Raw genomic sequence first — 26,703 nt, forward strand, 5'->3', positions numbered from 1 at the left:
AAAGCGCTTTTTAACTCAAAAAATATATCACTGCACAATATGTTTCCATGCAGTGATACTATTTTTACTGTGCCTTGTTCGGTTGTTCTACTGGAATTGAATTTGTATTTGATCTATTTGTTTTTAATTCAAAATACGCATCCAAAATCTCTTTACCAATCGCAGAATTAATTCCTGATTTATCATCATTCACCCATGGTACAACAACTGAAAAAGCTACTTCCGGATCAGCATCATATGGTGCATAACCGGCAAGAGTTAAATTATAACATTTTTTTCGGTTGTTATTCTCATCTCTTCCAATATCACTTTCTCCACCATATACTGTCTCAGCTGTTCCTGTTTTTCCCGCTGGTTTATATGGTAAACCTTTAAACGTTCCGGTACCTGTTCCGTCAGCTTCTTGAAAAACTCTTCTAAACCCTTCTTTTACATGATTAATGTACGAAGTGTCCATATCCACTCGATTTAATACAACTGGTTCAATCGACCGAACGACTTTTCCTACATCCTCTGGTCTATTCGGTTGCTCTCTAACTTCTTGTACAATTTGTGGTTTCATTCGGTAACCGCCATTTGCAATTGTGGAAATATATTGCGCAAGCTGAAGAGGCGTGTATGTATCATACTGTCCAATCGCGTAATCAAGTAAAAATCCGGGTATGTTATCAGTTCTACCTACTTGACCGATTGCTTCATTTGGCAGATCAATACCAGTCGACACACCTAGGCCAAATTGTCTAAAATAGTAGCGCATTTTATTAAATGTTTCTTGTTTAATATCTAATGGATTATTTGGGACATAATTAATGCCTGCCATTTTTAAAGCTGTATTAAACATATAAACGTTTGATGAAACTTGTAAAGCTCTTAAATCATCAATATCCCCAAATTCTTTCCACGATTTCTTCGGCTTAGAACTTCCTTTAAAATACATTGGTGCATCAAAGAAATGTGTATATGGCTTAATCGCTTCTGTTTGATATCCAGCTAATAAAGTAGCACCTTTTACAGTTGATCCTAACTCATAAGAACTTGTCATCGTTCCTAATGCATAATCTTCTATTTGCATACCGCCATCTTTATTTACAATTTTCTTTCCTGCCATTGATAAAATTTGACCGTTTTTCGGATTCATCATTACTACGAACGCACGATCCATCATCGGCTCTGCAGCATGAAAAGCTCGTAAATTCTTTTCAAGGCTTCCCTCTACTTTTTTCTGTAAATCCATATCGACTGTTAACATTAAGTTATTTCCACTTTTTCCTTCGGTCACTTTTTCTGTTCGAACAATTTTCCCTGCTTTATCCATAATATTTTTAGACTGTTCTTTCGTTCCATGTAGTGCATCTTCGTATTGTTTTTCAATGTAACTTTTACCAATACGATCGTTTCGATTATAATCACGAACTAAATAATAATCTAATTGTTCTCTTGGCAACCCTTCATTTTCATTAGAAACGCTACCTAGTATAGAGCGAAGTATTTTATCATTTGGGTATTCACGTTCCCAATCTACTGTCGTATCTACCCCCGGTAAACTTGCCAATCTTTCACTAACGACAGCATATTCATTTTGACTTACATCTTTTTTAACGATTTGCCGCGTCATTTTATATCCCGCATTCATTTTGCTTTTAATTACTAATACTTCTATATCTTCCTTTGAAAGCTCATTTAATTCTTCTTGTGTAATTCTTTCCCGGCGCAGTTCTTCTACTTTTTTATCTAATTCTTTTCCTTCTATTTCTTGCTTTCTAAATTTACTCTCATCTTCTTTCGTTACTTTCGCTGCTGCCCGCTTTTCATTTAACTGCATCCAAAAATCTTTCTTATCTGTCTCTGTTAACTTATCCATGTCCTCTTGCGACATTTCAATCAGCTTGGCTAAATCTCTTGCTACTTGTAAAACTTCTTTCGAGTCTACTCCTCTCATTTTCGTATATGTAACGGTTCGCAATGGTTTATTATTTACAATAACGTGACCTTGCCGATCAAACATTTTCCCTCTAGGAACGGGAGTGCTTACCGTTACATCTTCCTTTTTGTTTACTTCATTTCTATACGTTTCTCCATCAATGATTTGTACTTTACCTAATTGAATTATAATAGCTGAAAATAAAAGAAAGACAATAAAAAATAGTACATTTAACCGAAAAGGAATATGAGTCTTTTTCTTTTTCGATTGTTTCTTCTGCTCCTTTTTCTGTCTCATTTCGCTCCCTCGCTTCATTCTATTAACATTTCTACGCAAAATCATTATGTATCAAATTTATTTATATGATATATATAGAATTTTATATTAATTACAAAAGAAATAAAAGATTTAATTTTCAGTTTTTTAATTAATTATCCTATTTATTACCATTCCCTTAATGCACAATAACATGAATATTATTCTAAAAGAAAAATGGGGCAAATTGATTTTTATAAATTATAGAGATCTGGTTACTACATTATCAAAATGTTTTCATATGGCTTAAAACAGTGATTATTCAAATAAAAAACTGAGGTGGATACCTCAGTTTTTTTAATAATTTATTTCATTGAAGATAATCCCTCAACAAATTCACCAATTTTATTTTGAAAAACATAATCAAAGTTATATTCCTGTCCTGTTAACTCTTCATTTACTAAGATGGTTGTTGCTCCTACTTCCCTCTTTGCGATTTCCGGGAATGAAGCGACAGGTTGTACTTTTAATGACGTTCCCATAACGAGAAGTACATCTGTTTCATATAAACGTTTCATCGCATTTTGATATTGCGGCAGTGTATCTCCGTATAAAACAACGTCTGGATTTAAAATGAAATTACACTTCTGACAGCGCGGTACTTCATGATCAATCATATACTGTAAATCATAGCCTGATTTACATTTTGGACAATGTGCTGTTTGAAGTGTTCCATGTAAATCAATGACGTGCTTACTGCCACCTAATTGATGTAAACCGTCAATATTTTGCGTTAAAATCGTAATATCTTTCCCTTGTTCTTCTAGCACAGCTAAAAAGCGATGGCCACGATTTGGTTTATATTGATGGAACGTATTAATTTGAAAGATTTCTTTATAATGCTTCCAAAATTCTTTCGGACTTCGGTTATAGTACCCTCTTGATAAGTACATCTCCACATTCGCATCAGCATACAATCCATTTGCTGAACGAAAATCTGGAATACCACTTTCCGTACTTGCACCAGCGCCTGTTAATACTGTAATTTTCTTCGCTTTTTCTAAAATTGAACGTACTTCTTCAAATTGTTGCACAAAAATCACCTCTATGTATATTCCTATACTTATTATACCAGTTGTTTACAGGAGGTGTTGTACAATTCGTTTTATTTAATGCGTCGCACCCCCAACCTCTACAATATCTACTTCAACTGTTGTCGTTACCTCAACTGCCAATTCGATCCCTTTACGAATAGTAGAAAGTGACATACTCGGTTGCCCTGGATATTTACTCGCTTGTTCTGGTAAGAACGGAATATGAATAAATCCGCCTTTTATTTTCTTATCACGCTTCTCTAGTTCATGCATGAGACCGTAGAATAAATGATTACAAACGAATGTACCTGCTGTTTGTGAAACGAAAGCTGGTATACCTTCTTCTTGCAGTCTTTTTACGATTGCTTTCATCGGAAGTGTAGACCAATAAGCAGCTGGTCCTTCTTCTGCAACTGGCACATCTATGGGCTGATTCCCTTCATTGTCAGCAATTCTTGCATCATCAACGTTAATTGCGACACGCTCTATCGTAATATCTGGTCTGCCCCCAGCTTGTCCGATACATATAATCATTTCAGGGTTTAGTTCTTCTATATATTCTTTTAATACTTTTATTGATTTATGAAATACCGTTGGGACTTGTTTGCTAATAATCGTGTACTCTCCAATTGTTTTTTCATGCAAACTTTTTGCTACTTCCCAAGCTGGGTTGATGCTTTCTCCGCCAAACGGATCAAATCCTGTTAATAATACTGTTTTCATAGTTTTCCCTCCTAATTAGAAACGATATACAAGGCCGTACATAATAAACATATTGATAATAAAGATTGAAAGAGCAATTGGTACTTGTGCTTTAATAACTGCATTTTTATCCTTTAGTTCTAAAAGCATCGCCGGAACGATATTAAAGTTTGCTGCCATTGGCGTAAGTAGCGTTCCGCAATATCCAGCAAACATACCGAGTGCTGCCATAATTGCTGGATTCCCACCGTGCATTTGAACAATTAAAGGTAAACCAATTCCGCCAGTAATAACGGCAAACGCTGCGAATGCATTTCCCATTACGACTGTGAAAAGCATCATTCCTAAACAATACGCCATAACAGCAACGAACGGATACTCTGTCGGTAACACTTGTCCGACTAAATCTGAAACAACTTGTCCAACGCCAGACTTCGCGAATATACCGCCAAGTGCTGCTAACATTTGTGGTAAAATTACAGCCCAGCCGACAGCTTGTAATAGTCTGCTTCCTTCTTGTACAGGCGTTGTTATTTTTGATTTTGTAATACGCATCGCCGCAACGAATGCGAGTAATGCACCAAGCGCTAATGCAACTAATGTTACTTTATCTGGATCAACAAGAGAGACATTTCCCCATTTAATTTTCCCTAAGGTCAACGTACCGATAATTGTAAAAATAGGAATTAATAGTGCAGGCATAAAAATTTTATTTTTTAATTTCTCAGCATGTTTTACACGCTCTTGTACTGGAACTTCTTTTTCCTCTGATTTTGTTACTTTATTTAGCGAGGCTAAAACGACCATAGCGAGCACGATACAGCCAACGTAAAACGAAGGAATTACATTTCCGAATAAAAATGTAACTGCAAACAATGCCCAAAATAAACTAGAACCGAATCTGTTGGGATGTTCACGATCGAATGCGATACGAACAGCGATAAAAGCAACGATTATCCCTAATATATAATAGATTGTATCCATTGTGATGATGTTCATATTAGATTGCCTCCTTCTCTTCTTTTCCTTCTGCCTTCATTGTTTTCTCTATATATTTATCAAACCTTCTAAATCTAATCCAGCTTACAATAAGTGCAGATATTGCAGTTGGAATGCCCCAAAGTGCCATATCCCATACACCCACATGCATACCTACTGAATCGAAGAACCCTTTCATTAATAAAATAGCACCAGTTGCGATGAAAATATCTTCTCCGAAAAACCAAGCTGTATTTTCCGCAGCAGCTGCGTTTGCTTTAATCTTTTCTCTTAATTTTTCAGGAAGTTTACCGTATTTACCTTGCGCGGCCCCTTCTGCCATCGGTGCAACGAGCGGTCTTACCGTTTGTGCATGCCCACCAATATTAAGCCCTAGTGCTGCTGACGATTCTCTTATCGTAAAATATGACATTAATACTCTTCCAGCTGTTGCTCCTTTTGATTTCGTTATAAGTGCTTCTGCTCTTTCTTTTAAACCGTAACGCTCTAAAATTCCGATTACCGGTAAAGTTAATATAATTGGCATAGACATATATCTATTTTCTATGAAAAATTTACCGAACATGCTGATCACATCATAAAAACTTAATCCTGAAACCATCCCCGTAACAATACCTGCAACCATAACTACTAAAAGTGTATTTAATCTAAATAAAAAGCCCACTGCAACAAGTAGTATTCCGATTAATTTAATCATCCCAGCACTTCCCCCTATTTTTTATTTCGGTGCACAAATAGAAATACCATTACGTTCGAATATTCTGTATATTTTTCCCGCAAATTGTACTGCTTTTTCTCCATCACCGTGTAAACAAATCGTCTGCGCCTGAACTGCTACTTCCTCTCCATTGACCGAATTTACATAGCCTTCTTTCACCATTTGAAGCACTTGCTTTATCGCTTCGTCTTCATTTTTTATAAGTGCATTTTCTTCTGTACGGCTCGTTAACGTTCCATCTTGCTTATATGTACGATCCGCAAACGCTTCTTGTACGAGAGTTACATTGTATTTTTCTGCAGCCTGTATAAACGCCTCGCTATTTGCTAATCCGTAAAGCGATAGACTCGGATTCATATGATAAATTGCCTTAGCGATTGCATCTGCAATTTTCGAATCCGTTGCCGCCATATTATATAAGGCACCATGCGGCTTTACATGCTGCATTTTCCCGCCTGCCGCTTTTACAAATGCGTCTAATGCGCCGATTTGATATAAAACATAATCGTATACTTCACTTGCTGAAACATTCATGTTTCTTCTACCGAATCCAATTAAATCAGGAAATCCAGGATGCGCTCCTATCGCTACGTTATGCTCCAAAGCTTTTTCAACAGTTTGACGCATAACAGACGGATCACCCGCATGAAAACCGCAAGCAACGTTTATAGAGGAAACGAACGGAAGAATTTCATCATCATTCCCCATTTTATAAGCTCCAAAACTTTCTCCTAAATCACAGTTTAAATCGATTGTAGTCACAATGTATTCCTCCTAATTCCAGCTTCGTAAAGCGATGAATTTCTTTAATAGATTCATATTTACTTCCTGTTCTATGTACAATTGTTCCGCTTCTTCAAGCGTAATTTTCTCAAAAGAAACATAGTCCCCCGGCTTTAGCTGGGCAAGAAGAGGGAAATCTACTGAAATGATATTTCCCATTCTCGGATAGCCACCTGTCGTTTGCCTATCTGCCATTAATATAATCGGCTGTCCACCATTAGGAACTTGAATGGTTCCAAATGTAACAGGACTCGATAAAATCTCTTTTTCTTCAATCCTATTTAAAACTTCTCCCTCAACCCTATAGCCCATACGGTCAGCATAATTAGATACTTTATACTCTTTCGTAAAAAATGTCTTTCTACTTTCTTCTGTAAATTGATCGTATTCAAAGTCAGTTATGACACGAAGCTTAGGATGTTTCTTATATTTTGGTAGTACGCTGTTGCTAATTGCCCATTTCGTTTTTATTCGCTCATTTTTTTGTAAGTCTTGAATGAAACGATTCGCCATTTCTGGTTGTGCACCAATTTGGAAGTAGTCACCCTTGTTGAGCATTCTTCCTTCTATACCGCCAATCACAGCACGTATGTACGTACTTTTACTTCCCATAGTGTGATCAATATGGATGCCACCCGCAAAAGTCACATACGCTCTGCAACCACTTTTTACTTTTCCAAAACAAAGCATACTACCTTCTTCCGCTAAAATGGGACGCCATAACGGGATACGTTCTCCATTCAGTAACGGTTCCATATCTGCTCCACCAATCGCAAGTAAAGTCGTTTTCTTTATTAACAATTTAGGTCCCATAATCGTCATTTCGAGTGCCGCTTCATTCTCTTCATTACCAACTAACATATTGATCATCCGAATTGCACTTTGATCCATAGCCCCGCCAACAGGTACACCATATTGTTGATAATAAGATCGCCCTAAATCTTGGACTGTTGTAAACATCCCTGCATGCAAAACCTCTACATCCATTTTTTAGCCCCCTCAAGCGATACGTACTCTTCCTTCGTTATTGGGATAAATCGTAAATACATACCACTTTGAATATATGTTGGTATTTCTTCGTTCGGATTAAATAGAGTAATAGGTGTTCGGCCGATAATATTCCATCCACCTGGTGTTTCAAGCGGATAAATACCTGTTTGATTTCCGCCAATACCTACTGAACCAGGAGAGATTTGTAATCGTGGCGTTTCTTTTCTAGGTGTTTCTAATTCTTTTGATAGTCCTCCTAAATACGGAAACCCTGGTGTAAAACCAAGCATATATACAAAATATGTAGTTTCACTATGTATTCGAATCACATCTTCTACTTGTAAACCTTTATAATGTGCAACCTCTTCTAAATCAGGTCCATATTCTCCCCCGTAGCACACTGGTATAGAAATATGTTTCACATCCTGTTTTACTTCTTCTTTATAAGAATCACACAGCTCCTTTATATACTGACGAACGTAATCATATGACCTTTCACTTCTCTCATTTCTCTTCCATACTTCATATGCATTGTAGTAAACAGCTAATGAAGTAAACGACGGAACGCACTCAATCATTCCTGCAAACGGCTGTTGCTGCAGTGCTTGAAATAACCACTGTACTTTCTCATATATATCCATCTTAATTTCTTCACCAAATGTAACAATAATTGCTTGATCCCCTAACGCAGAAAATTTCATCCTACTCCCTCTTTCTATGCCAAAAAGCCGAGTTCTTTCGAAATGCGATGCGCTGTTTCTTTCACCTTCGCAATAAAATATGAAATGTTACTTTCGCTGTACTCAATTGCTAATCCTGAAATACTAATGCCTGCTACAACCGTTCCATCGCTCGCAAAAATGGGTGCTGCTATCGCGGCTGTATGATTTTCCAACTCAGAATAACTAATTGTGTAGCCTTCCTTTTTTGCCATTTGCAACACTTCTAACAATTGTTTCTTATCCACGATTGTTCCATCTGCAAACTGTTTTAAATCCACTTCCTCTATGTATCTCCGTTTCTCTTCCTCAGAGAAATATGATAGTAAAATTCTTGGACATGCGCCAGCATAAAGTGGTGCTCTTCTTCCAACCGCCGTATACACGCGTACCGGCTGAACACCTTCCATCTTTTCAACATAAATTGCATCATTACCATCTTGAATTATTAAATTAACTGCCTGTCCTAAACTAGCTCTAAGTTCTTTCATATAAGGAATTGCTATATTTCTTACTGATAACCGGTGTGAAACAAGTTGACCGAACCGTAAAAATACGACCCCTAAACGATATTTCCCCTTTTCGTTTTTTTTTAAAAACTCCATCTCTTCTAACGAGCCAATTAAACGATAAACAGATGTTTTCGGCATATTTGTAAGCTGAACCATCTCAGTTAAACTTAGCTCTTCATGCTCATAAAACAACTCTAAAATATCCATTGTCTTAACTGCCGTTTTATTTATACTCATTCTATCTCCCTTTCGTTCCGAATTACGGAACTTAAATTCCATTTTTCGAAACAAACATATAATTTAAAATTATAAAATATTCTTTCAATTCGATCAATAGATTTTAAGCAAATAAAAAAGTATGGAAGAATATCTCTCCCATACTTCACCACACTTTATAACGCTCTTACTTGTTTTAACGGCCAGAAAACAGCTTGTCCTTTTCCGACAATTTCATCTTCTGAAATAAAGCCAAACATGCGACCATCCTTAGAAACTTCACGATTATCCCCTAAAACAAATACTTGGCCTTCTGGCACTTTCGTTTTCCCTGTGATTTGTTCTAACGTAAAGTCTGGAGTTAATACACGGCCTACTGCTTTTTCTTTAAACTGTTTTAAATATGGTTCTTCCATCGCTTTGCCGTTTACATATAAAACATCATTTTTATACTCAACTGTATCGCCTGGCAAACCAATTACTCGTTTTACTAAATCGTACCCTTCTTTTCCGTGGAAGACGATAATATCAAAGCGATCTAATCCACTTATACTATAACCAATCTTATTCACGAGAACTCGTTCGTTATTTTCTAAAGTGGGCATCATCGATTCACCTTGTACTAAAGAAGGTGTAAATAAAACACCGCGAATAATAGCAATTAATACAAGGGTAAACCCTATCGTTTTAGCCCAAGAGAATAATTCTTTCTTCGTATTTTCCTTCATCGTTTCTCCTCTTTCTTAAGCACTTATTTTATTATTTCAACTAGTTCTTGTACTACATTAGGATCTATTTCAGAAAAACATGATTTTGCTTCTCTTACCGCTGTACCGACATGTGCTTGCGAAATTCCAGTTTCATCTAGCAATCGCTTTATATTTTCTTTCGTCACGCCAGCTCCAGCTACAAGCTGAATTTGACCATCACTTACTTTTTGCATTTCTGTAAGCACCGGAATATTGTCTACAATATCTCCTTGTCCACCTGAAGTTAAAACGTGAGTTACTTTATGAAACTTCTTTAAAGTTCTCATCGCTTCTACTGGATTTTCTATATCATCTATCGCACGGTGGTACGTTACATTCATTCCATCTACAACAGATAGTAAATCCGCTAATTTCTCTTCATCTACTTCATTTTGTTCGTTTAATACGCCTAATACTACACCAGCTGCTCCTAACTTCTGCGCAACTATAATATCTTCTTTCATCATTTCAATTTCTTCTTCCGTATATGTAAAAGACTTCGCATGCGGACGAATCATAACATGAATTGGTATACTCACCGCTTCTACCGCTTTTTTTATAAAAGCATAACTTGGTGTTAAACCACCTTCTGTATAAGATGAAATTAATTCAATCCGCTTCCCGCCAGCGCTTTCAATTCGTTTTACATCTTCTAAACATGTTGCAATAACCTCTAACATGAGATGACCTCTTTTCGTGCTTTTTTCTTATTATAACATTAGTAAAAATAAGAAGCCTAGCTTTCTCCTTTAAAACTTAAAAAAGAAGAATGAAAAGAAAGATTTTTTATTGGCAACGATTATTGGTAACATCCTATTATTCATGTACACTCCTACCATAATGAAAAAGCCCGTCATTTTGACGGACTTTTCTAATTTCAAGCTTTTCTTTCCTCAGTTTTCATATCAATGCCTAATTGATCTTCCAATAACTTTACACCTTTCTTTGTAAGATGGACAGCTCGGTTCTTATCCGTTTTCGTAATCCATCCTTGTTCAAAAAGCAGTTTTGCAATTGCAGACCCTAGCCAACCAGAAATATGGTAACGCCGTTCACTCCAATCAAGGCAAGGTTTTGCAAATACCCTCCTTTTTGTATCTGCCTCATCAACATTTATTCCAAAATTCAGAAACCATTGTTTACCTTGTTCTGTTACAATGTATTCTCCATCCCCTAAAATTATAAATTTCCTATCTAGTAATTTTTCAGTTATCTCTACACCGAGTTTGCCTGCAAGATGATCATAACAAGTTCGAGCATAACGAATTTGTTTTAGTTGACCTGATTGTTTTAAAGAGCGAACTTGAACTGTTGGTGCGATTGTCTCTAACTTTTCAAGCACTTCTGCAACTTCTTGATTAGCAAGTCGATAATAACGATGTCTACCATGTTGTTCAACTGTAAGTAGATTCCCCTCTACTAATTTAGAAAGATGAGAACTAATTGTTGGATGTGACACTTTTGCCATATAAGCCAATTCGCTAGCAGGTAGTGCCTGATTATTCATTAGACAATCTAAGATGATTGCTCTTGTAGGTTCAGCAATTAGTTTAGCTATATATGAGATATTCGGATATACATTCATATTTCGATGATACCCTAACTGTTAAATTGATACAATTATTTTAAGTTTAATAGTAAAGAAGAATTTATTATGAATGCAATTGATCTTAGTATATTAAATTTGAAAGAGACGAGAAGGCGCTCAGAAAAATTATGGAATTCTCTTCCCGATAATTTTCTTAATTGGAGGCCTGATAATGAGGCTATTTCTTTTGGTGAGATGATTCGTCACGTATGGAGCTCAACTTTTTACTATCATATGATTTTAAAAAACAACGGCTCAATAAATGATATACATTTCCCGTATGATGAAGAGCCAATTACTTGTGTAAAAAAAGAAATTGAATTGGCACAATCATACTTTACTGACTTCATAGAGTATGTTCAATCCATAAACATAGCAGAGCTAGATTCAACCCTTATCGATCGAAGCGATGTTGGCTATCAAAGATATTTAGGAGACATGCTATTACGAATTGCCTATCATGATGCGGTCCATGCAGGTCAATTTTTACAATATTTACGAATGATAAACTTAGAAAGACCATTAATTTGGGATTAAATACGAAAAATGTTTATACAGCCTTCAAACTGGCATTACAACAAGAATTTTTCAACAAGAAACAATCACAAAACCATGATAATCATTTATATTAAAAACCTACATCTCAACCAAGTACTTCATACACATAAAAAGCACGGATTTGATCACTAATCAAACCCGTGCTTTCAAAACAACTATTTTATCCATAAACAATAAAATATAAGCTTTAAAAACTACGACCGAAACGCCGCATCCGCCAGCATAGACAATGTTGCATCATCCATCGGTGGATTGTGTAATCCTGCTCTGACGTTTAAATAGTAACGATGGAGCGGATTTTTTTCTGATAAACTTTTTGCTCCTACGATGCGCATTGATTTATCCACTATGGATATCGCCGCATTTGTTACAGCATATTTCACGGCTGCTAATTCTTCTTGCAGTGATAGTTTATCTTCTGCCTCATCGTACTTTTTCGCAATTTGATATAAAAAGACACGAGCTTGCATAAGCTCAAGTTCTAATTCTCCAACTAATCTTCTAACATTCGGTAATAAACTAATAGAATGGTTTAAACTATTTGGTTTGTATGATCCCGCAAACTGAACTGCATAATTTCTTGCTGATTGTGCAATTCCTAAATAACATGCTGGTATATGTAGCAACCAGCCAATACCCTTTTGTTTCACTTTCCCGCCTTTTACATCCGTAAAAAAGCGGTTGTCTATCTCTACATTTTGTAAGACAAGGTCGTGGCTAGCAGTCCCTCGCATTGCAACGCTATCCCACGTTTCTTCAATAGATACACCGAGTGTATTTCTTGGAATAACAAACTCACCAACTTCTTCTTGGCCTTCCATACTTGCTGAAACAATAAAATAATCAAGTACTGGCGCCATCGTTGTAAAAGTTTTTCTTCCATTTATAACCCACTTCTCGCCTTGTTGAACCGCTATTGTTTCTGGTTTGCCGCCACGCGTCGGACTCCCTGTTTTCGGTTCTGTTGCTGCCCTGTTAAAGAGCGCACCATTACGTACTTCTTCGCAAAACCATTTGAACATCTCATCATTCCAAGAGCGATTTTCCGCTAGCTCCTTCACAATGCCAAGATGCCAGCCAATCGATAATGCAGTAGCTCCACAGCCTTCCGCGATTTTCTCTTGAAATAAAACGAAGTCATATAAAGAAATGGCACTACCACCAAATTCCTTCGGTAACGTTAATTTCGTATATCCGATATCTTTCAAATCATTTATATTTTCATACGGAAATGATCCTAATTCACTTAGCTGATGCTCCCTTTCCATGAACTTCGGAATCGATTTATTTATTTTCTCAATAATTAAAGACTGTTCTTCTGTTTCAACAAATGAGAGTGCCATACTATAATCTCCTTTATCCCGCATTAACGGGCAGTAAAACTCCCACCTAAAAATTCAGGTGAAGCAAAGGAAGTTAGGTGGGAGATCAACTGCCCGTAAACGCCCGATTGGTTCAACTAATAATCAGTGGGAAACCCACCCACTGATTAAAGTTTCACTTTATGCTCGATTCATAAACCGTTCATTTTGTCATTATGATTGTATGAAGCTACCTCTCTATTGTTTCACTATTCCGATAAAAATACAATGTTTTTGACTAATAAGAAAAGTTCCTATTTAACGATAGGTTCTTTTCTTATTAGTCTCCCTTCAATGCTTTTAACGGCAAAGAGGTTACATATCCAATATACGAGAATAATTCTTTAAAGAAGAATGGTATTTCTGTATCTAACGTTTTATATGCTGATGTCGGCGTTGGTGAAGCATACGCTTCAATATTAATATGTTTTGCGATTCTCATTGCGCGTTTCATATGAAGTGGATCACTTACAATCGTGTATGTTTGTATGCCGTTCTCTATTCCAACTTGCTTCGCATTTTTTAAATTTTCTTCAGTGAAAAGGGATTTAGTTTCAATTAAAATATCTTCCTCTTTTACACCTTGTTTCATTGCATATACTCTTGCAGTACGTGCTTCCTCAAGTTCTGCCTCGAACTTTGTACCACCTGTAAAAATAATCTTTTTAATATTTCCGTTCTTATATAAAGAAATCGCATGATTAATTCTTTCTTTAAATACAGGAGATGGTTTTCCGTTCCATGAAGCTGCTCCTAGTACGATACCAGCATCCGTTTTCACGTCATCATTTGCTTTAAAACGATAACTCCAAATATCGTAAGCTGCATAACTTACATATAAAATAGCAGAACAAATCATTAGTAAAAATACTTGAAAGATTCGTCTTTTCTTACTCTTCTTATTTTCTTTCATTTGTAATTGCCTCCGTACATCATCCATACTTCTATAAAAAACATTTATATCAAATCGTTTTGTTTGAGTTTATTTAAAAAGAAGGAACTTTACTTGTTATTTATGTATAAAAGGGTTTTCATTTAAAATTGAGGATTATCAATTCATTTTCATTTGCGGTTTTCATTACATTTTTTAAATTCATAAGTTTATTACCATACAACTACATTGTAACGAATTTTTTCTCAGAAGGGAACGATGAAACAAAAGGAATTAAAATAAAGTAGCATTTTGTAAGAAAAAAGGTATATTTTTCATATCTCACGAACAATATACCTTTCAAAACACGAATTATAACTTTTCTTTATACAACTCTAATTTTTCTAACAATTGTTCTTTTACGCCTGGCCATTCACTCGAGATAATACTGTACACCACCGCATCTCTCACATAACCATTCGGTAATTTTCTTTCATTTCGAAGCACACCCTCTTTTACTGCGCCTAACCTTTCAATTGCTCGTTGTGCTTTTTCATTTCTTGCATCCGTCTTAATTTGCACTCTCAGCATATGCAATTTTTCAAAAGCATACTGAAGAAGCATATACTTACACTCTGTATTTATACTCGTACGTTGTACACTCGGATGATACCACGTTTGCCCTAACTCAACTGTCTTATCTTCTACTGAAATATTATATAAACGTGTACTTCCTACAATCTTATTCGACTGTTGATCTACGACTATGAAAGGTATTTGAGTACCTCTTCCGTAACCCTTTATCGCTTTTTGAACGTATTGTTGCATATCTTGCACACTATCCATTTTAGAGATTAAATACGCCCAAATATCCCGATTTCCTTCTACAATCGAAAACAAAGTTTCGACATCAGTATTATCCATTAACCGCAACTTTGCTCTTTCGTGAATAATTTCCATTTTTAAGCCCCCTTTGTTGTTACTATATCATATCATTAACATCCTTTTATTAATATATACATAAAAATAAATTAATACCATAAACATATAGTACATCTAAAAATAAAAAATGCGATGCCTTTATTCAAGCATCGCACTTATAATTTTGCACTACCTACGATTTTACAATAAATATTCATTTACACAAGTTAGTAAACGTCATATATTTAGAACTTACATTATAGTTCAAAGCAACAAATAAGCAATCGGCGTAATAATAAGTAACGTTAAAATCGTTCTCTGCACATACAGAATAATAAGTTCAGATACTTTTAACGGAATATCTGTTGATAATATACAAGGAATTGAAGCGGAGAAAAACAGTATAGATGATACGGAAACAACTGCAATGACAAACTTTGTCACAAGTGGCGCACTTACAACTAATAATGACGGTAAAAACATTTCTGCAATACCAACGGATGCCGCTTTAGCAGCTAAGTCTGCTTCCGGTAATTGTAATAGCCATGTAAACGGATAGAAAATATAACTGATCCAATCAAATATTGGCGTGAACTTCGCTAAGACGATACCAATTAATCCTACTGACATAATGGATGGTAAAATTCCCATTGTCATAATAAATCCGTCTTTTAAATTCACTGCAATATTTTTCATAATGCTCGGTGCAGACTTTGATACTTCTAACGCATCTTCCCAAGCACGTTCCAACATTTTCTCTTTATAAACAGGCTCTGGGAACCCTTCTTCTGTTACATATGTATCTGGTTTTCTACTGAGGGGTGGGATTCTTACGGTGATAGCAGTCACGATGAATGTTACAACAAGCGTAGTCCAAAAATAAACATTCCATAAATGCATAATATCTAATGTTTTTGCGATGATGATCATAAATGTAGCGGATACTGTAGAAAATCCTGTAGCGATAATCGCCGCTTCTTTTGTCGTATACTTTCCTTCTTTATACACGCGATTCGTAATAAGGAGAGCAAGCGAATAACTTCCAACGAAGGACGCAACTGCATCGATTGCCGATCTCCCCGGCGTATTCCATAATGGCCTCATAATCGGACGACAAAATGTACCGATAAATTCAAGCAATCCATATCCGACTAATAACGCTAAAAACGCCGAGCCAATTGGAACGAGCAAACTTACTGATATGACTAGCTTCTCATACAAAAACGGTCCAACATCTGGCGCAAAGAACCAAGCTGGTCCTACTTTTAAACAATATAATATGCCAAAAACAACGCCAACTACTTTTAAAATAGAAAAACAAATGTCTACGATAGATGCATTCCATTTCTTCGTATAAAATGGATAAATCGCACCAATTGCCATAACAAATAATGCATAATAAGGTACTACGTCAGGAACCGAAGCCCTAATCCACGATACGATGTGATCAATCATAATAGACGATGCACCGTTTATCGTAACAGGAACGAAAAACATAAACACTCCAACGAGACTAGCAAGTATAAACCGGAGAATAATCCCCTTCTCTCGCCCTGCCTTAATTATATTGCTCTTTAATTCAATTTCACTCAAAATTCGACACCTCCTATTATCTAAATATTCTGTATAATTATGTTATATTCCTTCTTTCCGTTTCTACTATTTAATCATATGAAAAAACCTATTTTGAAATAGGCTTTTCTATTCCCCTTTATAATCATCCACAATCACTTGAATGATACGATAAGATTCTTCTGCCACCCTCTCATTACTATCCTTATTTGCGTCATATGTAATTAACGCCTTCCAAAGTGCCCATCCTCTCGCTCTATTCCATGTTTCTTCGTCCATACGTAACACTTCTTTAAATACGTTTCTACTATTTTCATCAAAAAATGTCCAAGCCATCGCCGCATCACATGCAGGATCTCCTACTCCTAAAATACCAAAATCAATTACAGCACAAAGCTTTCCATCTTTAACGAGTAAATTCCCTGGCGCTACATCTCCATGAACCCAAACTGGCTTACGGTCCCATGTTGAACTAAGTGCTACATTCCAAAGGTGCTTTAATAATGCCTCGTCAAAAACATCCTTATTATTTTCAATAGCAACTCTCGCCTCTTCATCATATACCGATATAAGTCCGCCCCGGTAAAAATTATGTGTTCCAGCTAAAGATCCGTTACTCGCATCAATAGATTGCAATTCTACTAAAAAAGATCCTAAATCCGCTGCAAATTCATTTAAATCACGAACGTTTTGTTTCGTAACTGTTTCCCCCTCTATCCACTTATTAATAGACCAAGGCAATGGATACGCTTCAGACGGATTTCCTTTCGCAAGTGGGGTAGAAATCGGTAAAGAAAGCCTCTTACTTAATAGTGGTAACCACTTATTTTCTTTCTCTACTTGCGGTGCATATGCCACATCACTTGGCAATCTTACACTCATCTCATCCCCTAAGTGAAACGTCCTATTATCATGCCCACTAAACTTTACAGGTTTCACTTCTAAATGGGCCCATTCGGGAAACTGTTCCTGTATTAACTTTTCAACTAAACTTACATTAATTAGATGCATTCACATTCTCCTTTTCTTTTGAAACTTACTAAGCCCATCCGTACTTCCAACATATTCAAAACCATTTTTCTTATAAAAATCATTCAACGTACGATTATGCCCCACACAATCTAACTTCAAATACTCTTTATCACATTGCACATTCTCTTCTACCCACTGTAAAATCCATTCGCCTATTCCATTTCCCTTATACTTCCGTTTCACCGCAAATCTATGAATATATAATGAATTAGAAACTTCCTCTTTACCAAAAATATGTTCATCCCATTCATTTTGTTTAGGAGAAACTGTAACCGTACCAACTATTTCATCTTCTTTCAGAACAACATATGTATATTTTTCTCTTATACATTCTAGTATTTCAGCCGTAGCTTCCTCTCCTAAAAGATACTGCCACTGATCCACTTCTTTATATTGTAGCCATTGCGCTACTTCTTTTAATAAAAGGAGAATACTATCACTTTCAATTTCAGTAGCAATTCGAATTTCATGTTCTTTACTTATATTTCTCTCCATATTGCCGTTCCCCTTTCAAATTGCTACCATACTGACAAATGCGTCCTTCCATCATTTTCATCTGTAATATATTCTACATAAAATCCTTGATTCACTGCGTTTTCATACATCATTTCAATCTCTTCTTGGTTTTTCGCATAAATTTGTATATACTCACCATCCGCTACTAATACGACTACTTCACACTTACTCTCCTTAAATTCTTCAAATGTTGCAATTTCTCCTAGTACCTCTCCTTTTGGACATGCTTTTAAATCTAAAAATAAAAGATAATATATGTTATCTTTTATTAGCTTTTTTAATTCTAATCCTTCCATGATCTCGTTATCTTCTGAAAATAATTCTGAACCTAATTCATTCCCTATTATTATATAAGCTTCCTCCCTTCCCATGACTTGCCAATCAAATACAGTAATATCAATTGGCTTTAATACTTTCCAAAGTAAATTATCATATCCATCTAGAATATCTACTGTAATCCCTCTTTTCATATACTTGCTCCTAACTTATTCATTTTCATTTCATACATTATATATCAAATGTAATTACTATATTTTGTCGATACATATGTACATCATAAAAAAACCGCTCCACTACTAGCGAAACGGTTTCCTTCTGCTTACATTTAAATATTTCATTCAATTGTTGCACTACGTTTTAAAATATTTTTTAATATATGCACCACATCAGTCGTTCATTCTTAATGCTCACTTCGACTTCACGAAGTAATATAAAAACCATACTGCATGATTTTGTTCATCCGCAGCTATTCTCCGCAACAACTCTTTCAGATATGCATCCGATGTCTCATCTGAAATTTCCAAATAAAAATCTACTGTTTTTTGTTCATCTTGTATAGCGAACTCTAATCCTTGTAAATACGTATTTGGGCAGTCTTCAGTAATTTGTGGTTTTGGCTGCCTACCAGTTAAACTCGTATAAATTTGTACAAAGTTGTGAAAATGCTTTATTTCATCATTACGAATTTCAAGAATTTGTTTTTGTTCTACTTGATTTGGAGCCATATTCGCTAATTTTGCATAGCAGCTTATAGCGCTATACTCTCCGTTTATAGCTTTTTCAATATCACTAATCAACTTATCATTTTGTCTATACCAATCATAATAATTCGAATTATACATCGTATCCCTCCATACTTTCGCTTAACATTTATGCATTTAGAAATAGTAGGAGCCTGTGTATATAACGGGACGACTTTAGATTGAAAGTAAAGTTTGAGAAAAGGGTCTATTTTGCAAAGGAATTGCTTATTCATAAAGTGAAACTATAATCAATGGGGATTTTACTACACGGCAAATAGCGGATAAAATATCACTATTTTTTTGTACGCTGTTGCTATAAATTCGCGAATGAATCAGGTTTCCAACCAGATGTGGTGTTGAGATGCGAAGCTATTATGAATCCAGTCATATAACTAGGAGGTACCACTATGCCATCTTTATTTAAACCTATGGCCTTCCAGCTGAAAACCGAAAGACTTGAGCTTAGTATGTGGGAGGAATCCGATTCCGTTTGGCTGAGCAAATTAATTGGCGAACGTGGTGTGGACATTCCAGCCGTTGATTCCGTTCGTAACCGGCTCATTGAGATGCGCAAGAAGGCAGAGGAAAATGGCATTTCCCTTCTCACTATTCGAAGGCGCAATGAAGGCGATTTCATCGGATACTGCGGCTTAATTATCGGTCGTTCCACACTTGAAGAGCCGGAGATTGCATACGAGTTGTTCCGCAGCGCCCATGATAAAGGTTATGCAACTGAGGCGGCATCCGTTGTACTGGACGCTGCGATTGCTACTGGGCGCCATAGACTTTGGTCGACTGTAGGCGCTTGGAATATCGCTTCACTCCGGGTACTAGAAAAGATAGGATTTAAGCGTCATCACAGTACGTGGGATGATGAACGTGGTGAGATTGTTTGGAACGTACGCGATTTTTAGAGATTCCGACTTAATTCTAAGGCGACAACAGCAGATACTCATTCTTCAGCTTTTAGATTTCATCACAAAAAAGCCGTTTCACTAATTTAGTGAAACGGCTTTTTTTAAGCGTTCAATTCTGTTTTATGCCCTTTTACTACACTACGTTTGAATGTAGTTGCTAATATAGTAACCATACTTACTATACCAATCCAAACGAGTACAGTAACAGGTGTATTCCAGCTTAATCCTTTTCCGAAGAAGAAGATTTCTCTTAGGCCTTCAATCATAAATTTCATTGGTAACCATGAGTAAACCCAGTCTTGATAAAACGGAGACAACATCTCAGGTGCTAACGATAATAACGGCGCCCCGAAGAATAGTAATAAAGCGAATAAACCGATTCCTTTTAGCCCAACTAATGAAAGTACCGCAGATATCATTAAGAAGAAACTAAAAGAAGTAATAGATAAGAATAGAGCTGTATCCGTGAAGTTCGAAATATTTAACCCTACCATCCCATCTGCAATCCATGTAAGACCAAACCCAATTACAAGTGTCGCAATAGCCCCTGTTACGATTTGTTTTACTTTTAACAGAAAGTTTTCTTTTCTTGAGCTTACTGGCATTTTACTAATCGCAATAAAAATAATCGCTGCACTAGCTAAACTTGCAATCCATAACGGTTGGAACAATGATATTGGTGAGTTACCGTTCGCACTATTTTTGCCGACCTCATTCACATTTTTCACGTTCTTTACAATAGGTGTTACTAATTTCTCAGCTTGGTCTGTTGTTACAGTAGCTCCTTTTGTTTTCAACCCTTCTAATATTTGTGTACGAACAGTATTGTTCATATTATCAACGATCGCCTGTAATATTTGCCCTACCATAGTTGATGCAGCCGTATTCATTCCTTGATTAATATATATTTCTATCTCAGGTGAAGATGGCTGTGGTGTTCGTAACGATGCTTGTTTTGCACTAAATTCTTTCGGAATGACTAACGCTGCATAATACTCTTTATTATTTAGCCCTTTTTGAACTGCTTCCTTATTCTTCACTTCTACCCACTTTACCGCAGGTTCTTCAACTGATTTCGATGATTTTTTCACCGTATCAACAATTGTTTGCCCCATATTCATTTTCGGTTGATTTGGAATTTCTACACCTTGATCCTCATTTACAATTGCAATTGGCAAGTTTTTCGGCTGCGGTTGAACAGTTGGAAATAACGTTAATGAAAAAATAAAAACAACAAGCAGTGCAATAACTGGTGATAAAAATAAAAGTTTATTTTTAAACATTTTCTTTTTTCCTCCTTTAATTTGATTTATAATAATCAACAACGTGTTGTTTATTTATATTTTGAATTATATGTTCGAGTTGAACCATATACAATAATCAAAAATCGGGAATGTGTCGGTTATAAGACACATTTTCTAAATGTGTTGAGTAAAATTAAGGAGGGACATGCGTTGCGCGATAGCAATTTAGATTTGCGTGTTGTTCGTACGAAAACCGCCATACGAAATGCATTGGTGGAGCTAATTGAAGAAAAAGGTTTTGACGCCATTACAGTGAAAGATATTACAACGAAAGCAAACATTAATCGCGGTACTTTCTATGCGCACTATCAAGATAAATTTGATTTAATGACAAAATGCCAAGAAGACATTATGTACGAGTTTTCTAAAATTGCCAAACAGAAATTCCCGGAAGTTATTGCTGATCTTGGAACAAATCCTTCTCCAACAATGCCATTTATACTTATCACTTCTATTCTTGAATTTCTAAATGAAAATAGTGATTTTATGAGAGCTGTGCTTAGCCCAAATGGAGATTTATCTTTCCAAACAAAACTGAAAGATTTTATGTGGAAAACATTATTTGAAGATACGAATGGTCCTCTCATTAATAAGGAAAATTTACTTGTTCCAAGCGAATACTTAACTTCTTATATGGCATCTGCACATATAGGTGTCATACAGCAATGGTTAAATAATGGACAAAAAGAAACACCTGAGGAGATTGCTCGCTTTTTATCAACTATTGCAGTTCATGGACCTTTTTATGCGGCTGGTTTAAAGAAATAAGTCAGCTATATAATAAAAGAGCATCCACTATAATAGTGGATGCTCTTTTACTTACAACACTTCAATATACCCTTCTGTTCCATGTATCCGAATTCGTTGACCGTCTTTTATTCGTTTCGTAGCATTCTCTACTCCGACGACTGCTGGTAATCCATACTCACGTGCAATTACTGCTCCGTGCGTCATAAGCCCACCGACTTCTGTTACTAACCCTTTTATAGAAACAAACAAAGGTGTCCAGCCAGGATCGGTAAATGCCGTAACTAATATATCTCCCTCTTCCAAATTCGCGTCTTCCATATTTAAAATAACGCGTGCTCTCCCCTCAATCACTCCAGAAGAAACAGGCAAACCTACTATTGCTTCAGCTGGGAGATTTTCTCGTTTATATTTACCTGTAATGATTTCTCCATCAGACGTCATAACTCGCGGCGGCGTTAGTTTTTCATATAATTTGTACTCATTTTTTTGCTTATGAATAAGCACGTAATCTAGTTTATTTGTGCGGACGACTTCGTGAAGTTCTTCAAAAGTTAAGTAGTATATATCATCGACTTCATGAATGACCCCGCTCTGCACAAGTTGCTTAGCTTCTTTCAATAACGCCTGCTTATATATAAAATAACGATTAATCATGCCGTATTTTGGATATTCACGATAACCGATACAATTACGGATGTTGCGAATCATTCGCTTCGTTTCTTCTACTTTTTGTTTTCCATCCGGCAAGTCTTGTAATCGATCTACTAACTCTTCTTCTTTTTTCAAAGCTTCCTGTAGTCCTTCTTCAAACTTTCGTTTACTAGCGCCAGCTTCAAAGTCTCTTATATTATTTAAAATCATCGGGATAATGATTGTTGGCTTTTCACTCCAGCGCGTTTTCGTAATGTCGATTTCTCCGCTGCATCTCATTCCATATTTGCTTAGAAACGCCTCGATTGCATCCCGAACTTTTTCCCCGCCTTTAAACTGAACTAATTCATCTAAAAAGCTGTCATCTTCTACATGCTGTAAATACGCAATGACTTCTGGATACGGCCGAATCACATCTGCAACATCTAATAATGCTAAACCCATTTCTGAAGTAATATTATTTTGTACGGATTGAGAAAGTGTATCTGCTGCATTTTTTTCACCTAGCCATTGCTCCATCTTTTCATTCATCCATGTTGAAGCATTCATACCAGCCATAATAACAGCTATACTTTGCGGGTTAAATAATACTTTCTTTAATTGCTGGATGTCTTGCAAAATAAAATCAAATACATCCACACCTGATTTCGTTTGCATGTTTCGTTTTAACTCTTCGATCGATTCTTGACTATTCTGTATTAAATTCGTAACGATTGCCGTATTATTTTCGATTTCTGTTTGCGAACTTGCAGGTTGCTTACTTTTACTAGCACTCTTTCCTTTTTCATCATCCGGTAACAATTGAATAAAATCATCTCGCTCGATTATAGTCGTTAATGCATCTCTTACGAGTGGATCCGATTTTCCTAAAGTGTTTATTAAGTAATCTCTGCTAGCAGGTAAAGCTAATTGTTGCGTAGCATCAACAAATAACCTGCCTCCCGCTTTACGCATAGGGGCACTAGTCGTTAACAAGAAAAAAGATAACCCAAGTGGTTTCATCGCATCGGTCATCATTTGTTGGTGACCAACCGATATATACACATGATTTTCCCCATCATTTACTCCTGGAATTGGATATAAAGTCGTAATCGGCCTGCTTTGGACTATATAAAATGTATCATCAACTAAACACCATTCAATATCTTGCGGACAACCAAAATAAACTTCGATTTGTCTTCCGATGCGTGCTAGTTGTAAAATTTGTTGTTCAGTAAGTGTTTGAACTTTTTGCTGATTAGGAGCAATTTTCTTTGTCTCTGTTCCGCCTTCTTTTCGTCCATAGATGGCTAATTTTTTCGTTGCGATGACCTTTCCGACGATTTCATCTTCTTTTACCTTATAATTATCGGCAGAAACCAATCCAGATACTAGCGCCTCGCCAAGTCCAAAGCTGGCATCGATTGACAACACCTTCCTATTCGAAGTAATCGGATCGGCAGTAAATAAAATCCCTGAAGCCACAGGGAAAACCATTTTTTGAACGACAACACATATAGAAACTTGATTATGATCAAAACCGTTTTGCATTCGGTATATAACCGCTCGATCTGTAAATAAAGAAGCCCAGCATTTTTTAATATGCTGCAAAATGCTTTCTTTTCCAATAATATTTAAATACGTATCTTGTTGACCAGCAAACGAGGCATACGGTAAATCTTCAGCAGTAGCACTCGAACGCACTGCATACGCATGTTCATCGCCAAATCGAGAGAGATGATGAGCTACTGATTCCACTACATCAACTGGAATTTCCACCGCCATAATGACTTCTCTAATCTTCTTACTAATTTCACAAATTTGATCTCGTTCCTCAATTTTTAGCATCGTTAGCTGCTGCAACAAAATTTGAAGCCCTTCATTTTGCTCGATGGCCTTTTCATACCCTATCGTTGTAACACAAAATCCTTCTGGCACTTGTATCCCTTGAATGTTGGATAACTCCCCTAAATTCAAACCTTTTCCACCGACAAGTGAAAGGTACGTGTTTTCTATTTCCTGAAAATCGAGAACGAAAGAACTCATGTAACATCTCTCCTTACTTTACTTGTGTTCTTGATTGTATCAGTAGTAAATGAGAAGAAACAGTCTATTTCGAACTTGATTTACATGATATAATTAAGTTAGGAAGAGATAATCTTTTTTATTTATCCCCTCGAATTCACTTCAATTATATCTCCAAACTTAAACATTCTTTGATTATGAAAAGCATCGATACAAGTAATCGTCTTATTTAATGGATTTATATCAGCTACTGTTATGTAATTTTTGTATAAACTTACATTATAATATCCAGATGAATCTTTTATTAACTCGTAATCCCTCCTCAAAAAATAGTAGAAACTACAATTGTAAAATCAATATTTCCTGTTTGCACTTTATATAAATTGATATGAATCTCTCTTAATTCTAGGACTAAATTATTGTTTTTTAATCCCACATTAATTCTTTTCTCAAATTCGCCAAAATGAATTTTCAAGATTAGGGAACTATAATGTCGTATTAAAATATATTAAGGGGGAGAAAAATTGGACAATGAAATGAATTATGGAAGTGATTACAAGTTTATTCCAGCAACTTCAATTGAAAGTGGTCATGGCATTGAAGTATTGCCTGATTTATTTTGTTACACGATTCAAATCGTCAATATATGCTTTGTTGGAAATCCTGAGACCAATGATTTTGTTTTAGTTGATGCTGGAATGCCTAAATGTGCAAATAAAATTATCTCTATCGCTGAGGATCGATTTGGTACCAATAGTCGCCCAAAAGCCATTATTTTAACTCACGGCCATTTTGATCATGTTGGGGGAATAATTGAACTCATCAAGTATTGGGATGTTCCCGTCTATGCACATCAGATGGAGATACCGTTCCTGACCGGACAACAAAGCTATCCAGAACCAGACCCTACAGTTGAAGGTGGTATGGTAGCAAAAATGTCTCCTCTGTTCCCAAACGAACCAATTGACTTAGGAAATAACGTAAAAGCGCTACCTACCGATGGAACTGTTCCCCATATGCCAGAGTTTAGATGGATTCATACACCAGGACATACTCCAGGGCATATTTCATTATTCCGAGAAAAAGAACGAACTTTAATTGCTGGGGACGCTTTTGTTACAGTGAAACAGGAGTATCTGTATAAAGTAATAACTCAAGAACAGGAAATAAGTGGTCCGCCTCGTTATTTAACAACAGACTGGAAAGCCGCTAAAGAGTCAGTTATTAAGCTAGAGAAGTTAAAGCCTCTAACCGCTGTTACTGGACATGGGATACCGATGTCGGGTGAATTGCTATCAACAAGCCTCAAAACACTCGTTCAAGAATTTGATAAAATCGCTTTACCCGATTATGGAAAATATGTAGACTAAAAGATACATTAAGCATGAAAATACTTTTTATTCTTATATTTAAGAAACAAAATCAAAACGGAAAAAATTATTAAGTTTAATAAAAAAACACTGTACTTAGGCAACATCTCTATTATTAGAATGGAACTACGCCTTGTGAATAAAACTCGATATTCCTCAAATACTATCTGTAGTATAAGCCCGCTTCTTACCCAGGTTGTACTTCTTACCATAAAAAAGAGCAGTCATAATAATGAAGTGACCCCTAAAAGTTAGACACGGTTATTTCATTAGGCAGCTTGATAAAAGTGAGTCCGGTATTGTACCGGGCTCATTTTTAATTTTGCCTTAATCCGTTTCGTATTATAATAATCTATATATTTTTCTAATTCTATTTTAAAGTGCTCTACATTTTCAAATTCTTTTATGTAGAGGAACTCCGATTTCATAATCCCAAAGAAATTTTCTATTACTGCGTTGTCGTAACAGTTGCCTTTTCGAGACATACTCTGGACGATAGCTCTTGATTCAAGAGTACGGACGTATTGTCTCATTTGATAATGCCATCCTTGATCCGAATGCATCAGTAGCTGGTGCGTTTCAGGTAAACGTTCCAATGCTTTCTCTAA

The 26,703-nt window shown here is 36.0% G+C and carries 27 protein-coding genes; 4 read left to right on the forward strand and 23 right to left on the reverse strand.

The genetic code is table 11. From position 1 onward, the window contains the following. Window positions 1–64: 64 nt before the first annotated feature. The 12 genes from ACYFX0_RS24650 to ACYFX0_RS24705 all read right to left on the reverse strand — a co-directional run bounded on the left by ACYFX0_RS24650 (window position 65) and on the right by ACYFX0_RS24705 (window position 11,243). A complete protein-coding gene (locus ACYFX0_RS24650) occupies window positions 65–2,218 on the reverse strand; it encodes a peptidoglycan D,D-transpeptidase FtsI family protein (RefSeq protein WP_044784025.1) in 2,154 nt (717 codons plus the stop codon). Between the two features lie 323 nt (window positions 2,219–2,541). After that, on the reverse strand, window positions 2,542–3,270 hold the full coding sequence (locus ACYFX0_RS24655; protein WP_142398858.1) for an NAD-dependent protein deacylase: 729 nt from the start codon (window positions 3,268–3,270) through the stop codon (window positions 2,542–2,544). 75 nt (window positions 3,271–3,345) lie between these two features. Beyond that, the gene (pcp, locus tag ACYFX0_RS24660) at window positions 3,346–3,993 is read right to left on the reverse strand and encodes a pyroglutamyl-peptidase I (RefSeq protein WP_000859748.1); all 648 of its coding nucleotides are present in this window, start codon (window positions 3,991–3,993) and stop codon (window positions 3,346–3,348) included. 15 nt (window positions 3,994–4,008) lie between these two features. Beyond that, window positions 4,009–4,971, reverse strand: a complete 963-nt coding sequence (locus ACYFX0_RS24665; protein WP_106081937.1) for a DUF979 domain-containing protein — start codon at window positions 4,969–4,971, stop codon at window positions 4,009–4,011. Window position 4,972: 1 nt separating this feature from the next. Further along, entirely contained in the window at window positions 4,973–5,668 is a 696-nt protein-coding gene (locus tag ACYFX0_RS24670; protein WP_460271980.1) for a DUF969 domain-containing protein, read from the reverse strand. 21 nt (window positions 5,669–5,689) lie between these two features. Continuing rightward, complete coding sequence (gene pxpA, locus ACYFX0_RS24675; protein ID WP_000207324.1) at window positions 5,690–6,451, reverse strand: 5-oxoprolinase subunit PxpA; 762 nt, start codon at window positions 6,449–6,451, stop codon at window positions 5,690–5,692. 12 nt (window positions 6,452–6,463) lie between these two features. Further along, window positions 6,464–7,459 (reverse strand): 5-oxoprolinase subunit C family protein, encoded by a 996-nt coding sequence (locus ACYFX0_RS24680; RefSeq protein WP_460271981.1) that lies wholly within the window; start codon window positions 7,457–7,459, stop codon window positions 6,464–6,466. Then, complete coding sequence (pxpB, locus tag ACYFX0_RS24685; protein ID WP_000672272.1) at window positions 7,450–8,163, reverse strand: 5-oxoprolinase subunit PxpB; 714 nt, start codon at window positions 8,161–8,163, stop codon at window positions 7,450–7,452. Before pxpB ends, ACYFX0_RS24680 begins: the two co-directional genes overlap by 10 nt. A gap of 14 nt (window positions 8,164–8,177) precedes the next feature. Next, window positions 8,178–8,930, reverse strand: coding sequence for an IclR family transcriptional regulator (locus ACYFX0_RS24690; protein ID WP_460271982.1), 753 nt, complete (start codon window positions 8,928–8,930; stop codon window positions 8,178–8,180). A gap of 155 nt (window positions 8,931–9,085) precedes the next feature. Next, window positions 9,086–9,637 (reverse strand): signal peptidase I, encoded by a 552-nt coding sequence (gene lepB, locus ACYFX0_RS24695; protein WP_000662490.1) that lies wholly within the window; start codon window positions 9,635–9,637, stop codon window positions 9,086–9,088. Window positions 9,638–9,660: 23 nt separating this feature from the next. Continuing rightward, a complete protein-coding gene (locus tag ACYFX0_RS24700) occupies window positions 9,661–10,338 on the reverse strand; it encodes a copper homeostasis protein CutC (protein WP_000895107.1) in 678 nt (225 codons plus the stop codon). Window positions 10,339–10,535: 197 nt separating this feature from the next. Then, entirely contained in the window at window positions 10,536–11,243 is a 708-nt protein-coding gene (locus tag ACYFX0_RS24705; RefSeq protein ID WP_001103797.1) for an ArsR/SmtB family transcription factor, read from the reverse strand. A gap of 69 nt (window positions 11,244–11,312) precedes the next feature. On the opposite strand from ACYFX0_RS24705, the gene ACYFX0_RS24710 reads away from it, so the two are divergent. Then, a complete protein-coding gene (locus ACYFX0_RS24710) occupies window positions 11,313–11,783 on the forward strand; it encodes a DinB family protein (protein ID WP_000991277.1) in 471 nt (156 codons plus the stop codon). Between the two features lie 215 nt (window positions 11,784–11,998). Here ACYFX0_RS24710 and ACYFX0_RS24715 read toward each other — a convergent pair whose 3' ends face one another. From ACYFX0_RS24715 to ACYFX0_RS24750, 8 genes are all read right to left on the reverse strand, one after another. Beyond that, the gene (locus ACYFX0_RS24715) at window positions 11,999–13,147 is read right to left on the reverse strand and encodes an acyl-CoA dehydrogenase family protein (RefSeq protein WP_106081935.1); all 1,149 of its coding nucleotides are present in this window, start codon (window positions 13,145–13,147) and stop codon (window positions 11,999–12,001) included. A gap of 298 nt (window positions 13,148–13,445) precedes the next feature. Further along, a complete protein-coding gene (locus ACYFX0_RS24720; RefSeq protein ID WP_000662215.1) occupies window positions 13,446–14,078 on the reverse strand; it encodes a YdcF family protein in 633 nt (210 codons plus the stop codon). A 330-nt stretch (window positions 14,079–14,408) separates the two neighbouring features. Then, on the reverse strand, window positions 14,409–14,996 hold the full coding sequence (locus ACYFX0_RS24725) for a GNAT family N-acetyltransferase (RefSeq protein WP_000402585.1): 588 nt from the start codon (window positions 14,994–14,996) through the stop codon (window positions 14,409–14,411). Window positions 14,997–15,221: 225 nt separating this feature from the next. After that, window positions 15,222–16,550: a YjiH family protein gene (locus tag ACYFX0_RS24730; RefSeq protein WP_106081934.1), complete on the reverse strand. Its 1,329-nt coding sequence runs from the start codon at window positions 16,548–16,550 to the stop codon at window positions 15,222–15,224. 108 nt (window positions 16,551–16,658) lie between these two features. Then, entirely contained in the window at window positions 16,659–17,540 is an 882-nt protein-coding gene (locus ACYFX0_RS24735; RefSeq protein WP_460271983.1) for an aminoglycoside phosphotransferase family protein, read from the reverse strand. Beyond that, window positions 17,541–18,056, reverse strand: coding sequence for a GNAT family N-acetyltransferase (locus tag ACYFX0_RS24740; RefSeq protein ID WP_000440746.1), 516 nt, complete (start codon window positions 18,054–18,056; stop codon window positions 17,541–17,543). A 23-nt stretch (window positions 18,057–18,079) separates the two neighbouring features. Beyond that, complete coding sequence (locus tag ACYFX0_RS24745) at window positions 18,080–18,547, reverse strand: DUF2691 family protein (protein ID WP_098900501.1); 468 nt, start codon at window positions 18,545–18,547, stop codon at window positions 18,080–18,082. A 216-nt stretch (window positions 18,548–18,763) separates the two neighbouring features. Continuing rightward, entirely contained in the window at window positions 18,764–19,198 is a 435-nt protein-coding gene (locus tag ACYFX0_RS24750; protein ID WP_460271984.1) for a ferritin-like domain-containing protein, read from the reverse strand. 308 nt (window positions 19,199–19,506) lie between these two features. On the opposite strand from ACYFX0_RS24750, the gene ACYFX0_RS24755 reads away from it, so the two are divergent. Continuing rightward, entirely contained in the window at window positions 19,507–20,013 is a 507-nt protein-coding gene (locus ACYFX0_RS24755; protein ID WP_098900500.1) for a GNAT family N-acetyltransferase, read from the forward strand. Between the two features lie 104 nt (window positions 20,014–20,117). Here ACYFX0_RS24755 and ACYFX0_RS24760 read toward each other — a convergent pair whose 3' ends face one another. Beyond that, entirely contained in the window at window positions 20,118–21,299 is a 1,182-nt protein-coding gene (locus tag ACYFX0_RS24760) for a YhgE/Pip domain-containing protein (protein ID WP_460271985.1), read from the reverse strand. 171 nt (window positions 21,300–21,470) lie between these two features. On the opposite strand from ACYFX0_RS24760, the gene ACYFX0_RS24765 reads away from it, so the two are divergent. Then, window positions 21,471–22,088: a TetR/AcrR family transcriptional regulator gene (locus ACYFX0_RS24765; protein ID WP_001205690.1), complete on the forward strand. Its 618-nt coding sequence runs from the start codon at window positions 21,471–21,473 to the stop codon at window positions 22,086–22,088. 51 nt (window positions 22,089–22,139) lie between these two features. Here ACYFX0_RS24765 and ppsA read toward each other — a convergent pair whose 3' ends face one another. Continuing rightward, entirely contained in the window at window positions 22,140–24,746 is a 2,607-nt protein-coding gene (gene ppsA / locus ACYFX0_RS24770) for a phosphoenolpyruvate synthase (RefSeq protein WP_106081932.1), read from the reverse strand. 503 nt (window positions 24,747–25,249) lie between these two features. Between ppsA and ACYFX0_RS24775 the strand changes: the two genes are divergently transcribed. After that, window positions 25,250–26,095, forward strand: coding sequence for an MBL fold metallo-hydrolase (locus ACYFX0_RS24775; RefSeq protein WP_106081931.1), 846 nt, complete (start codon window positions 25,250–25,252; stop codon window positions 26,093–26,095). Between the two features lie 269 nt (window positions 26,096–26,364). Here ACYFX0_RS24775 and ACYFX0_RS24780 read toward each other — a convergent pair. Beyond that, on the reverse strand, window positions 26,365–26,703 hold a 339-nt coding region (locus ACYFX0_RS24780; RefSeq protein ID WP_460271986.1), incomplete at its 5' end, for a transposase.

It is taken from the genome of Bacillus sp. NEAU-Y102 (assembly GCF_054788175.1).

Bases quoted from the DNA above. Each gene is read 5' to 3' on its own strand.
- ACYFX0_RS24650 (WP_044784025.1), bottom strand. From the start codon at position 2,218: ATGAGACAGAAAAAGGAGCAGAAGAAACAATCGAAAAAGAAAAAGACT.
- pcp (WP_000859748.1), bottom strand. From the start codon at position 3,993: ATGAAAACAGTATTATTAACAGGATTTGATCCGTTTGGCGGAGAAAGC.
- ACYFX0_RS24665 (WP_106081937.1), bottom strand. From the start codon at position 4,971: ATGAACATCATCACAATGGATACAATCTATTATATATTAGGGATAATC.
- ACYFX0_RS24670 (WP_460271980.1), bottom strand. From the start codon at position 5,668: ATGATTAAATTAATCGGAATACTACTTGTTGCAGTGGGCTTTTTATTT.
- ACYFX0_RS24680 (WP_460271981.1), bottom strand. From the start codon at position 7,459: ATGGATGTAGAGGTTTTGCATGCAGGGATGTTTACAACAGTCCAAGAT.
- pxpB (WP_000672272.1), bottom strand. From the start codon at position 8,163: ATGAAATTTTCTGCGTTAGGGGATCAAGCAATTATTGTTACATTTGGT.
- ACYFX0_RS24690 (WP_460271982.1), bottom strand. From the start codon at position 8,930: ATGAGTATAAATAAAACGGCAGTTAAGACAATGGATATTTTAGAGTTG.
- lepB (WP_000662490.1), bottom strand. From the start codon at position 9,637: ATGAAGGAAAATACGAAGAAAGAATTATTCTCTTGGGCTAAAACGATA.
- ACYFX0_RS24700 (WP_000895107.1), bottom strand. From the start codon at position 10,338: ATGTTAGAGGTTATTGCAACATGTTTAGAAGATGTAAAACGAATTGAA.
- ACYFX0_RS24705 (WP_001103797.1), bottom strand. From the start codon at position 11,243: ATGAATGTATATCCGAATATCTCATATATAGCTAAACTAATTGCTGAA.
- ACYFX0_RS24710 (WP_000991277.1), top strand. From the start codon at position 11,313: ATGAATGCAATTGATCTTAGTATATTAAATTTGAAAGAGACGAGAAGG.
- ACYFX0_RS24715 (WP_106081935.1), bottom strand. From the start codon at position 13,147: ATGGCACTCTCATTTGTTGAAACAGAAGAACAGTCTTTAATTATTGAG.
- ACYFX0_RS24720 (WP_000662215.1), bottom strand. From the start codon at position 14,078: ATGAAAGAAAATAAGAAGAGTAAGAAAAGACGAATCTTTCAAGTATTT.
- ACYFX0_RS24725 (WP_000402585.1), bottom strand. From the start codon at position 14,996: ATGGAAATTATTCACGAAAGAGCAAAGTTGCGGTTAATGGATAATACT.
- ACYFX0_RS24735 (WP_460271983.1), bottom strand. From the start codon at position 17,540: ATGCATCTAATTAATGTAAGTTTAGTTGAAAAGTTAATACAGGAACAG.
- ACYFX0_RS24740 (WP_000440746.1), bottom strand. From the start codon at position 18,056: ATGGAGAGAAATATAAGTAAAGAACATGAAATTCGAATTGCTACTGAA.
- ACYFX0_RS24745 (WP_098900501.1), bottom strand. From the start codon at position 18,547: ATGAAAAGAGGGATTACAGTAGATATTCTAGATGGATATGATAATTTA.
- ACYFX0_RS24750 (WP_460271984.1), bottom strand. From the start codon at position 19,198: ATGTATAATTCGAATTATTATGATTGGTATAGACAAAATGATAAGTTG.
- ACYFX0_RS24755 (WP_098900500.1), top strand. From the start codon at position 19,507: ATGCCATCTTTATTTAAACCTATGGCCTTCCAGCTGAAAACCGAAAGA.
- ACYFX0_RS24760 (WP_460271985.1), bottom strand. From the start codon at position 21,299: ATGTTTAAAAATAAACTTTTATTTTTATCACCAGTTATTGCACTGCTT.
- ppsA (WP_106081932.1), bottom strand. From the start codon at position 24,746: ATGAGTTCTTTCGTTCTCGATTTTCAGGAAATAGAAAACACGTACCTT.